General features: G+C 68.6%; 10 protein-coding genes and 1 riboswitch. Of the genes, 5 read left to right on the top strand and 5 right to left on the bottom strand.

Annotated elements, in window-relative coordinates; all coding sequences use genetic code 11:
- Window positions 1–435: 435 nt before the first annotated feature.
- Window positions 436–1,389, top strand: coding sequence for a DUF1028 domain-containing protein (locus V3B25_RS11310; RefSeq protein WP_201117857.1), 954 nt, complete (start codon window positions 436–438; stop codon window positions 1,387–1,389).
- 73 nt (window positions 1,390–1,462) lie between these two features.
- On the opposite strand, the gene V3B25_RS11305 is transcribed toward V3B25_RS11310, so the two are convergent.
- On the bottom strand, window positions 1,463–3,310 hold the full coding sequence (locus tag V3B25_RS11305; protein WP_165929913.1) for a patatin-like phospholipase family protein: 1,848 nt from the start codon (window positions 3,308–3,310) through the stop codon (window positions 1,463–1,465).
- A 154-nt stretch (window positions 3,311–3,464) separates the two neighbouring features.
- Window positions 3,465–3,680: riboswitch (cobalamin riboswitch) on the top strand.
- A gap of 175 nt (window positions 3,681–3,855) precedes the next feature.
- Here V3B25_RS11305 and V3B25_RS11300 point away from each other — a divergent pair.
- Window positions 3,856–4,527 carry an epoxyqueuosine reductase QueH gene (locus V3B25_RS11300; RefSeq protein WP_032128203.1) on the top strand — a complete coding sequence of 224 codons (672 nt, stop codon included), beginning with the start codon at window positions 3,856–3,858 and terminating at the stop codon, window positions 4,525–4,527.
- A gap of 55 nt (window positions 4,528–4,582) precedes the next feature.
- Entirely contained in the window at window positions 4,583–5,209 is a 627-nt protein-coding gene (gene pncA / locus V3B25_RS11295; RefSeq protein WP_329810682.1) for a bifunctional nicotinamidase/pyrazinamidase, read from the top strand.
- Between the two features lie 207 nt (window positions 5,210–5,416).
- Here the strand turns inward: pncA and purU are convergent, their stop codons facing one another.
- Entirely contained in the window at window positions 5,417–6,268 is an 852-nt protein-coding gene (gene purU, locus V3B25_RS11290) for a formyltetrahydrofolate deformylase (protein WP_049421018.1), read from the bottom strand.
- Between the two features lie 114 nt (window positions 6,269–6,382).
- Between purU and V3B25_RS11285 the strand changes: the two genes are divergently transcribed.
- Entirely contained in the window at window positions 6,383–7,294 is a 912-nt protein-coding gene (locus V3B25_RS11285; RefSeq protein ID WP_049399772.1) for a LysR family transcriptional regulator, read from the top strand.
- Window positions 7,295–7,297: 3 nt separating this feature from the next.
- On the opposite strand, the gene V3B25_RS11280 is transcribed toward V3B25_RS11285, so the two are convergent.
- The 3 genes from V3B25_RS11280 to V3B25_RS11270 all read right to left on the bottom strand — a co-directional run bounded on the left by V3B25_RS11280 (window position 7,298) and on the right by V3B25_RS11270 (window position 9,832).
- The gene (locus V3B25_RS11280; protein ID WP_329810681.1) at window positions 7,298–8,398 is read right to left on the bottom strand and encodes an NADH:flavin oxidoreductase/NADH oxidase; all 1,101 of its coding nucleotides are present in this window, start codon (window positions 8,396–8,398) and stop codon (window positions 7,298–7,300) included.
- Between the two features lie 170 nt (window positions 8,399–8,568).
- Window positions 8,569–9,375 (bottom strand): NAD-dependent protein deacetylase, encoded by an 807-nt coding sequence (locus V3B25_RS11275; RefSeq protein ID WP_329810680.1) that lies wholly within the window; start codon window positions 9,373–9,375, stop codon window positions 8,569–8,571.
- Between the two features lie 55 nt (window positions 9,376–9,430).
- Window positions 9,431–9,832: an acyl-CoA thioesterase gene (locus V3B25_RS11270; protein WP_004153688.1), complete on the bottom strand. Its 402-nt coding sequence runs from the start codon at window positions 9,830–9,832 to the stop codon at window positions 9,431–9,433.
- Between the two features lie 152 nt (window positions 9,833–9,984).
- On the opposite strand from V3B25_RS11270, the gene V3B25_RS11265 reads away from it, so the two are divergent.
- Window positions 9,985–10,620, top strand: a complete 636-nt coding sequence (locus V3B25_RS11265) for a LysE family translocator (RefSeq protein WP_032128209.1) — start codon at window positions 9,985–9,987, stop codon at window positions 10,618–10,620.
- Window positions 10,621–10,711: the final 91 nt, after the last annotated feature.

The raw sequence follows: 10,711 nt of genomic DNA, 5'->3' as shown, positions 1-10,711 counted from the left end.
AGCCGCTGGCGGCTGTGCGTGCGGGCGCTTGCGAAGCAATGCTTCGCAAGCAAAGCGCCCTCACCCATGTAAGCTCGGTCGCCGCTTGCTCGTGTGCGCAGTCCTGCGCACACGGCAAGACCGGGGTTGGGCGTCCTGCCCAACCCGCCCGAGGCATGCCTCGGGCCCATGCGGCTCACGCCCCCGCAACCGGACCCACCCCGCCTTCGACAGTTTCCCGCGGCTGTTGGTGGGTGCTGACCGTTGGTCGGCACGCTGCTGTTGGTGGGTGTCGACCTTGGTCGACACGGTAGATCCACGCCATGCGTGGATGCGCTTCGATGAAGTTTCGAAATATTCGATCTCGATCGGATTCCATCCACGCATGGCGTGGATCTACTAAACCTTTCGTGCGTAGGCTGCATCCCATTGCAATGCCCGCCCATGGAGACACCTATGTCCCTGTTGCGCTCTTGCCTGGCCCTGCTGCTCACTGCCACCGCCGCGCCGGCGTGGGCGACCTTTTCCATTGCCGCCTGCAACGAGGCCGGCGACTGCGGGGTGGCGGTGGCCACGCACAACCTGGCGGTCGGGGGCGTGGGTGTGCCGTGGGCACAGGCCAAAGTGGGCGCGGTCGCCAGCCAGTTCGAGACCAACCCGACCTATGGGTCGAAAGGCCTTGAACTACTGGCCAAAGGTCGCACGCCTTCGCAGGTGCTGAAGCAGCTGTTGGATGAAGACGGCAACTTCGATGGCACCACCCTCGCCGAGCGCCAGGTGGGGCTGGTCAGTGCGCGCGGCGGCAATGCGCAGTACACCGGCGCCACCGCGCAGCAGGCCAGCTGGGCCGGTGCGCACGGCGACGGCATGTTGAGCGTGCAGGGCAATGGCCTGGCCGGACCGGACGTGCTGGCGGCAATGCAACGTACCTTTACGGCTTCGCACGGAGCGCTGGCCACACGCCTGCTGGCGGCGCTGGAAGCCGGCCAGGCCGCGGGCGGCCAGCGCAGTGGGCAGTGGTCGGCCGCGCTGCTGGTGCGCACGCCAGGAGGCGACTGGCAGGACACCGACCTGCGCGTGGACGCCGACCCGCGTGCGGTCGCGAGGCTGCGCGAACTGTACGACATGCGCCTGTCCAACGAGGCGATCATCCAGGCCGAGCAGCGTTGGGAGAACGGCGATGTGGCAGGTGCGCGCGCTGCGCTGGCGTCCTCGTTGTCACTGGCCCACGGCTGGGACCGTACCTGGGCGCGCGCTGCGCGCCTGGCCATGCGGCAAGGTGATTTCGCGCTGGCCCGCGAATACCTGGCCGGCCTGCGTGCGCTCAATCCGGGCTGGGTGAAGCAGCAGCTGGCGCTGCCGTTGTATGCACCCTTGCAGGGTGATGCGGTGGTTGCACCCTGGCGATGAAGCACCGCAGGGAGCAGATCGTGCCGACCAAGGTCGGCACCCACCAGAACAGTTCAATCGGCCGCGGCGGAGGTCAGTAGATCGGCGTCACCTTCATCTGCGGCAGCGGGCGCGGTGCGCCGTCGGTGAGGTCCGGGCCGAGGTCCTCCCAGGTACGTCCCTGCTCGACCATCAGCCCCCACAACTGCTGCGATGCCAGCCGCTTGTCTTCCGAGCCCAGCTTGTACGACGGTGGCGCCGGCTGGCCACTGGCAACCATCGAGTACGCCGCGCGGTAGGCCAGTACCTGCTGCGCCGGGTCGTCGGTGCGCGCCACTTCCAGCGTGTAGCGCTGGTAGGCCGAGGCCAGGTTGCGCCAGCGGATCCAGTAATGGTTCTCGAACGAGAACGAACAGAAGCGTGCACCGGCCAGGCTGCCCTTATCGGCAATGCGGGTCAGCACCTCCTGTGGCATGTCCAGGTTCATGCCGCCTTCGTCGCCCTGCAGGCTGACGTGCACGATGCGGTCGCGGTAGCCCGGTGCGCGCGCCTGCAGCAGGTCGCGCCAGTTCTGCATGGTCGCCACCACCGCGAACAGGAAACGGCCCAGTTCTGCGGCCGCCAGCGGCGTAGCGATCGACTGGTAGGTACGCTGCCAGCCGTGGCGGTTCTCGGTGGGCAGGAACACGGCGTGTTCCAGCGCCTGGCGGCCACTGCTGCCGTGGCTCACGTCTTCGGCGTGCTGCGGGTAGACCAGATTGATGGCGAAGGTCGGCCAGCGTGGCAACGCGGCATCGAACAGGTGGATCGGGAAGTTGCTGCTGATGCCACCATCGGAGAACCAGCAGATGCGGAAAGCGGTGATCACCGGGCCGCAGGTCTGCCCGGCACTGGTCAGCCCTTCCATGCTGTCGGCCACATTGTGCTCCTGGTCGGCCGCAGGTGCAGTCGGTTCGCAGCGACGCTCGCGGCGCGAGGGCTCGTGCAGCGGCACCGCGCTGATCAGCAACGGGAAGCTCAGGCTCATGCGCGTGGCCACCAGCACCGGCAGCTTCGGCCCCTGCGGCAGGTGGTAGTACCGGCGCCCCTCCACCTCCAGCGGCGGGCCGGCCTGCGTCACCAGCCACTGCACCACGCTGGCCGGGAACAGCTGCTCGAACTCCTCGCGCAGGAACCAGAACTGCGCGCCGCCCAGCGGCAACGTGCGCGGCTCGTTGTGCGACACACAGGTGGTGATCATCTGCAGGCTGATCGCATGCGGGCTGTCCGGCTCGCCGGCATAGCGCGGCGCATCGTGCAGGTCGGCGAACGTGAGCGGTGCATCCAGCGGCTTGCCGGACAGCTGCTGCAGGCACTCGTGCAACCATTCGGTCAATGCCGGCGTGCGTGCATCGCGGCCGAGGCCGCTGCACAGGCCCAGCAGGTTACGGCGCGCCACCCGCGCTATCCGCAGCGCGGCACCGGCCACGCCGACACCGTACGCGCACAGCAGTGATGGCAGCAGCGTGGCGGCCACGCCGCTCCAACCGCCGCCCCACCAGCCCAGGCCGAGCAGCAGCGCCAGCGACACCAGCACCTCCAGTGGCGCAATCTCGAACACCGCGATGGCCAGGCACAGCAGCTTGTGTGGCAGGCGGGCATTGCCGGTCAGCACCACCAGCAACCGGTAGGCGGCGCGCGCGCCCCGTGCCGGCTGGAACAGGCTGTAGATGAAGCCGCGCCGCGACAGCTGCGCCGACACCGCCGACAGCCCGCCGTAGCCGGCATCGCCGGGCAGGTGCTCGCCGGCCTGCTGGCGGCGATCACCGCACGCCGCCGCGGCCGCCACCGCCGCGGCGATGGCGCCGGCCGAGGTGCCGCCGATGCTCTTGAATCGATACTCGCGCGCCAGCGCCAGTACCGCATTGGGGTACACGATGCCGCTGGTGATGCCACCTTTCATGACCAGATCGCAGTACTTCGCCGCCACGAGCCACCTCCCGTCTGTCGGTGCCCAGTATGGCAAGAGGCGCTCTCACAGCCTGAGAAGCGAGCCACAGCCCTGCGCTTTCATTGGCCCTTGACCATTGCCCTCGACGCGTCCACCGTGGGCACGCCGAAGGTATCCCTGCCGTGGCATTGATGGCGGCAGGGATTTAAACGGGAATCCGGTGAAGGCGCTTCGCGCGCCCATTCCGGAGCTGCCCCGCAGCGGTGAATGGAAACGAATCCTGCCAACAGCACTGGGCTCACGCCTGGGAAGCGGCAGGTAGTAGGTGGGCTGCGGCCCGTGTCCATCAGCCCGAATACCGGCCCCGGCCGGGGGACACGACCGTCCCCTGACTCGACCTGGAATCTCCGCGGGGAGGTTGCCGGGGCCGTCGTTGTCCTGCGCGTGCAGGCGGTGCGGCCGCGTGCGTCCTGTTCACGGTTTCCGGCCAGACCTGTTCACCCACGCGCTGATGCATGGGCCACCGCCGTTGCCGGCGGTCCATGCGGTACCTGACGATGACCGAGCTCCAACGCCCCACCCTGTCCCTGCCCGAAAACGGCCAGCGCCTGCTGCTGCACTCGTGCTGCGCCCCCTGCTCCGGCGAAGTGATGGAGGCGATCACCGCCTCCGGGATCGACTACGCGATCTTCTTCTACAACCCCAACATCCACCCGGTGAAGGAATACGAGCTGCGCAAGCAGGAGAACATCCGCTTCGCCGAACAGCACGACATTCCGTTCATCGACTGCGACTACGACACCGACAACTGGTTCAGCCGTGCGCGCGGCATGGAAAACGAGCCCGAACGCGGCATCCGCTGCACGATGTGCTTCGACATGCGCTTCGAGCGCACTGCGCTGTACGCGCACGAGCACGGCTACGACACCATCAGTTCGTCGCTGGGCATCTCGCGCTGGAAGAACATGGCGCAGATCAACGACTGCGGCATCCGTGCCGCGTCGCGCTATGAAGGCCTGCAGTACTGGGACTACAACTGGCGCAAGGGCGGCGGTGCCAGCCGCATGATCGAGATCAGCAAGCGCGAGCAGTTCTACCAGCAGGAATACTGCGGCTGCGTGTACTCGCTGCGCGATGCCAACCGTCACCGCCGCGAGAATGGCCGCGAACGGATCAAGATCGGCCTGTTGTACTACGGGCAGGACGCTGAGACGCCGCAGGGCGATTGACGTGTGGGCATGGGGCGGCCACGCTGGTCGCCCCTTCTGCTGTACCGGAACTGCCATGACCGCCCTGCCCGCCGATGTCGCCCTGCTGGTGATCGACCTGCAGCCGGACTTCATGCCCGGTGGCGCGCTGGCCTGCGACCAGGGCGATACGCTGGTGGCACCGATTGCCGACCTGCTGGCACAGCGCCGCTACCATACCGTGGTGGCGACCCAGGACTGGCACCCGGCCGACCATGCCTCGTTTGCCAGCCAGCACCCTGGCCAGCGCCCGTTCGAGACCATCCTGCTGCACGCGCAGCCGCAGACGCTGTGGCCGGATCATTGCGTGCAGGGCAGCGCCGGTGCCGCCCTGCACCCGGGCGTGGGCTGGACGGTGGCCGACCTGATCCTGCGCAAGGGCACGCGCCAACAGGTGGATTCGTACAGCGCCTTCCGCGAGAACCATGGCCCCGATGGCGAGCGCCCAGCTACCGGTCTGGCAGGCTGGCTGCACGAGCGCCGCATCCGCGAAGTGCACGTGTGCGGCCTGGCCCGTGACTACTGCGTGCTGTGGAGCGCACAGGACGCGGTGAAGTCCGGCTTCCGGGTGAAATTCCTGTGGGAGCTGACCAAGCCGGTGACCGACGCCAACGACGCGATGGTGCGTGAAGCGCTGGGCAAGGCGGGGATTTCGATCGCCTGAGGCGTGACCGCCGGGCATGGCCCGGCGCTACCGCGCACGTCGCTTATGCCGCTTGCGCGCTCCTGCCCACAACAACACAATCGATTCATCCAGCCCCCTAACTACGCCCCCCTATAGATCGCGGGACGGCCGAACCGGGGGCTTTTCATTGGATGAAATCAGGATTCGGTAGTGCCGGGCCATGCCCGGCGGACGCGGGATGGGCGATTACCGGAACACCACCGTTCGGTGCCCATTGAGCAGGATGCGGTGCTCCACATGGCGCCGAACGGCGCGGGCCAGCACCAGCGATTCGGTATCGCTGCCCAGCCGCACCAGCTCGCGCGGCGCCATCGCGTGGTCCACGCGGGCCACGTCCTGTTCGATGATCGGGCCTTCGTCCAGATCCTCGGTGACGTAGTGCGCGGTGGCGCCGATGATCTTGACCCCGCGCGCGTGTGCCTGGTGGTACGGCTGCGCGCCCTTGAAGCTGGGCAGGAAGCTGTGGTGGATGTTGATCGCACGGCCGGCCAGCGCGCGGCACAGCGTGGGTGACAGGATCTGCATGTAGCGCGCCAGCACCACCAGATCGATGCGTTCGCGCTCGACCAGGTCGATGATCTGCTGCTCCTGCACCACGCGCGTATCAGCGGTCACCGGCAGGTGGTGGAACGGCACCTGGTAGGACGCCGCCAGCGGCGCGAAGTCGGCGTGGTTGGACGCTACTGCGGCAATGTCCACCTTCAGCTGGCCGCTGTGGGCACGGAACAGCAGGTCGTTGAGGCAGTGCCCCTGCTTGCTGACCAGCACCAGCAGGCGTGCACGGCGGCGGCCATCATGCAGCTGCCAGTCCATGCCGAAGCCGGCGGCGAGCGTGGCCATGGCGGCGTGCACGGTCTCCAGCGGCAGGCCGGCATCGCGATCGAAATGCACGCGCAGGAAGAAGCGGCCGCTCTCCTCGTCGCCGAACTGCTGGGCGTCGAGGATGTTGCAGCCGTGGTCGAACAGCAGGCCGGATACGCGGTAGACGATGCCGGTACGGTCGGGACAGGACAGGGTGAGGATGGAATCGGGGCGCATCGCCCGAGTGTAGGGCAGCAGCCTGTCCTCGGGATCGATGGTCACCGATGCAACCGACCTGCTTGGTTCAGTCCCAAGCGATACTTGGGTTTCTCCATGGCAAGCTGGTCGGTCATGAACCTGTTGCAACTGATCCGCAGCTTCACCCGCACCGCAGAGACCGGCAGCATTGCCGCAGCGGCCCGCATCCTTGGCATCAGCGCCACCGCAGTCGGCCAGAACATCAACCGGCTGGAGGCGCATCTGGGCGTACGGTTGCTGAACCGAAGTACGCGCCAGCTGGCCCTCAGCGAGGCCGGCGCGCTGTACCTGGCGCAGGTGCGCCACATCGAAGCCGACCTGGCGCGCGCGCAGGCGATGGTCACCTCTGGTGACATCGAACCGGCCGGACCACTACGCATCGCCAGCAGCAGCGCGTTCGGTCGCCACGTACTTGCCCCCTTGCTGCCTTCGCTGCAGCAGCGCTACCCGCAACTGCAGCTGGAGCTGCGCCTGACTGACCGCGCCGTGCAGCACGGCCCGGAAGCGGTGGATGCCAGCATCCGCATCGGTGCACAGCTGGAGGACGGGGTCGTCGCACGGCAGCTGGCGCGCGTGCCGTTCGTGTTCTGCGCCTCGCCGGCCTACCTGAAGGCACACGGCACCCCGCAGCAACCCTCCGAGCTGAGCGGCCATCGCGGGCTGCTGCACCGCTTCCCCACCGATGGCCGGCCGCTGCGCTGGGGCCTGCTGAAGGATGGCCAGCGCGTGGACGCCGCACTGCCGCCGAGCATGGTCTGCGATGACATCGATGCGCTGGCGACGCTGGCCGCAGCCGGTGCCGGCATCACCCGGCTGGCCGCATTCGTGGCAGAGCCGTACCTGCGCGATGGCCGCCTGCAGGCAGTGTTCGGCGCCGACACTGCATGGCGCCCGGAGCCGATGGAGGTCTATTTCTGCGTCAGCGACCGCCGCGATTTCACTGCCAAGATCCGCGCGCTGTTCGAGCACCTGCAGGCCGGCATGGCGCCGGCCTGGCGGGTGTGAACCTCAGCGCGCCTTGAACACGCCGCGCGCATCGCGCGGCTCGCAGCGCAGGTACTGCGGCGCCGGTTCCACGCTGTCGCGCAATGCGGCGGCGGCATGCCACGGCCAGCGCGGGTCGTAGAGGATGCCGCGCGCCAGGGCTACCGCATCGGCGTGGCGATGGCGCAGGATCGATTCGGCCTGCTCCGGTTCGGTGATCATGCCCACGGCGATGACCGGCATGCGCACCTTGGCCTTGATCGCCGCTGCGAACGGCACTTGATAGCCCGGGCCGACGGTGATCTTCTGGCGCTCGTCCAGGCCACCGCTGGAGACATGCAGGAAGTTGCAGCCGCGCGCGTCCATCACCTGCGCCAGCGCTTCGCTCTGCACCAGATCCCAGCCGCCATCGACCCAGTCGCTGGCGGAGATGCGCACGCCCACAGCGACCTTGTCGGACACTGCCGCACGCACCGCATCGAACACCTCCACCAGCAGGCGCAGGCGGTTCGGCAGCGAGCCACCGTAGCCATCGGTGCGGCGGTTGCTCAGCGGCGACAGGAACTGGTGCAGCAGATAACCGTGCGCGGCATGCAGCTCGATCAGCTCGAAGCCCAGGCGCTCGGCGCGCACCGCACTGGCGGCGAAGGCGGCGATGACCTCGGCGATGCCGGCCTCGTCCAGTTCCTGCGGTGCCGGATCGGCGGCATGGAACGGCAGCGGCGACGGCGCCACGGTGGCCCAGCCACGCGCGTCATCAGCCGGCAACTGGCCACCACCGTCCCACGGACGCCTCACCGAGGCCTTGCGGCCGGCATGGCCCAGCTGGACGCCCAGCGGCATCGACGACCAGCGGCGGACGCTGGTCAGCAGCTGTGCCAGCGCGGCCTCGGTGCCGTCATCCCACAGGCCCAGGTCGGCCCAGCTGATGCGGCCGCGCGGTTCGACCGCGGTGGCTTCCAGGATCAGCAGGCCGGCACCGGACTGCGCCAGGTTGCCCAGATGCATGGCGTGCCAATCGCTGGCGCGACCGTCTTCGGCGGAGTACTGGCACATCGGCGCGATGACGATGCGGTTGGACAAGGTCAGGGGGCCGAACGAGATCGGCGAAAACAGCTGGGTCACGGCGATGCGGGGGTCAGGCGGATGGAGGGGGCGTATTGCACCGCCGCACGGCCTGCGAATCAACCGTCTGGATGGATCGCTGTTTCGTGGGGGCGCGTCACCGGTAGCGCCGGGCCATGCCCGGCGAGCGCGCAGCGCGGCCGCCGTTGCCCGCCGGGCATGGCCCTGCGCTACCGGGTCACGAAGCCCGCCAGGGCCTCGGCACAGTCCCGTTCATCCTTGAACTGCAGCAGGTCGTCGGCGCGGGTGCGGCCACGGTTCAGCGCGGCTACCGGCAGCCCCGCCTTGGCTGCGGCCTGCACGAAGCGGAAACCGGAATAGACCATCAGCGACGAACCCACTACGAGTACGGCGTCAGCCTGCTGCAGGTGATCGTGCACCGCCGCCACGCGTTCACGCGGCACGTTTTCACCGAAGAACACCACGTCCGGCTTCAACACGCTGCCGCAATGCGGGCACTCGGGCACCACGAACGCGGAGAAATCGGTCTCCAGATCGGCATCACCATCGGGCGCGATGCCTGCCTCCAGCGCGTCCCAGCCGGGATTGGCGTCCAGCAGGCGCTGCTGGAAATCCTCGCGGCCGCTGCGACGCTCGCAACCCATGCAGCGCACCAGATCCAAGCGGCCATGCAGGTCGATCACGTTGTGGCTGCCGGCACGCTGGTGCAGGCCGTCCACGTTCTGGGTCAGCAGCACCTGCAGCTTGCCTCGGCTTTCCAGCGCGGCCAGGGCCTGGTGGGTGCCGTTGGGCCGGGCCAGGCCGAAGCGCGGCCAGCCGAGCAGGCTGCGCGCCCAGTAGCGCTGGCGGGTGGCCGCCTCGCCCATGAAGGCCTGGTAGGTCACCGGCGGCGTGCGTTTCCACTGGCCGTCGGCATCCCGGTAATCGGGAATGCCCGAGGCGGTGCTGCAGCCGGCGCCGGTCAGCACGAACAGGCGCTGGGCACGGTCGATGAAGTCGGTCAGTGGCAGGGTCATGGCTGCCAGATGGGGGCGCGGTGGCGCCCCCGCAAGCGCCGGTCCGTTGGCCGGGTCAGGCCGCCGGCAGCGGCGGTACCGCGATCGGGTGGCCTTCCTCGTCCAGCGCGATCATCACGAAGTGGCCGCGGGTGCACAGCTTGCGCTCGCCGCTGTGCAGGTCTTCGGCGACCAGTTCCACCTCCACCTTCATCGAGCTGCGGCCGACTTCGACGATGCGGCCGATGGTTTCCACCATCTGGCCGATGCGGATCGGCAGCTTGAAGTCGACCTGGTCGCTGCGCGCGGTCACCACGGTGCGGCGCGAGTAACGGGCGGCGGCCAGGAAGGCGGCCTTGTCCATCCACGCCAGCGCCTGGCCACCGAACAGGGTGCCAAGGTGGTTGGTGTGGTTGGGAAAGACGATTTCGGCCATGCGCACTTCGGTGGGCGGCACGGTCTCGGGGATGGGGGTCATTGGGGGGCTTCGGTGTGGGGTGCTGCGGATTCTAAGCGACCGGCGTGATGGCCATCGGAATGCACGTGCAACGGTCACCCGGCAGCGGTGCCTGCGCAGGCCGCGCCTGCGGCAGGCGTTACACTGCGCCACGCCCACTGCCAGGACCGCCCATGCCCGCCACTTCTGACCTGCTGGCCTTCGCGCTGGTTTCACTGGCCATGGTGCTCACGCCCGGGCCGAACATGATCTACCTGATCTCACGCTCGATCTGCCAGGGGCCGATGGCAGGCCTGATCTCGCTGGGCGGGGTGGCGCTGGGCTTCGTGTTCTACATGCTGTGTGCGGCACTGGGCATCACCGCCCTGCTGATGACCGTGCCGTTCGCCTACGACGCGCTGCGCATCGGCGGCGCGCTGTACCTGCTGTACCTGGCCTGGCAGGCGCTCAAGCCCGGTGGCCGCTCGCCGTTCGCGGTGCGCGAACTGCCGCAGGACAGCCCGCGCAAGCTGTTCACGATGGGCTTCCTGACCAACCTGCTGAACCCGAAAGTGGCGGTGATGTACCTGTCGCTGCTGCCGCAGTTCCTGCATCCGGACGGCGAGGGCAGTGTGCTGATGCAGTCGATCGTGCTGGGCTCCACCCAGATCGCGGTGAGTGTGACCGTGAACGGCATGATTGCGCTGACCGCTGGCAGCATCGCCGGTTTCCTGGCCGCGCGCCCGACCTGGCAGGTGGTACAGCGCTGGCTGATGGGCACGGTGCTGGCCGGGCTGGCGGTACGCATGGCGGTGGAAGGGCGACGCTGATTGTAGAGTCGAGGGGGGGGGGGGGGGGGGGGGGGCCGGGGGGGGGGGGCGGGGGGCGGGGGCGGGGGGGGCGGGGCGCCGGAGGGGGCGG

The sequence above is a fragment of the Stenotrophomonas sp. SMYL8 genome, assembly GCF_036320065.1.
Lineage (GTDB): Bacteria > Pseudomonadota > Gammaproteobacteria > Xanthomonadales > Xanthomonadaceae > Stenotrophomonas > Stenotrophomonas maltophilia_A.
Note: the sequence above shows the minus strand (reverse complement) of the source record. Positions and strands in the feature narration are given on the sequence as shown.

Bases quoted from the DNA above. Each gene is read 5' to 3' on its own strand.
- V3B25_RS11310 (WP_201117857.1), top strand. From the start codon at position 436: ATGTCCCTGTTGCGCTCTTGCCTGGCCCTGCTGCTCACTGCCACCGCC.
- V3B25_RS11305 (WP_165929913.1), bottom strand. From the start codon at position 3,310: ATGAAAGGTGGCATCACCAGCGGCATCGTGTACCCCAATGCGGTACTG.
- V3B25_RS11300 (WP_032128203.1), top strand. From the start codon at position 3,856: ATGACCGAGCTCCAACGCCCCACCCTGTCCCTGCCCGAAAACGGCCAG.
- pncA (WP_329810682.1), top strand. From the start codon at position 4,583: ATGACCGCCCTGCCCGCCGATGTCGCCCTGCTGGTGATCGACCTGCAG.
- purU (WP_049421018.1), bottom strand. From the start codon at position 6,268: ATGCGCCCCGATTCCATCCTCACCCTGTCCTGTCCCGACCGTACCGGC.
- V3B25_RS11285 (WP_049399772.1), top strand. From the start codon at position 6,383: ATGAACCTGTTGCAACTGATCCGCAGCTTCACCCGCACCGCAGAGACC.
- V3B25_RS11275 (WP_329810680.1), bottom strand. From the start codon at position 9,375: ATGACCCTGCCACTGACCGACTTCATCGACCGTGCCCAGCGCCTGTTC.
- V3B25_RS11270 (WP_004153688.1), bottom strand. From the start codon at position 9,832: ATGACCCCCATCCCCGAGACCGTGCCGCCCACCGAAGTGCGCATGGCC.
- V3B25_RS11265 (WP_032128209.1), top strand. From the start codon at position 9,985: ATGCCCGCCACTTCTGACCTGCTGGCCTTCGCGCTGGTTTCACTGGCC.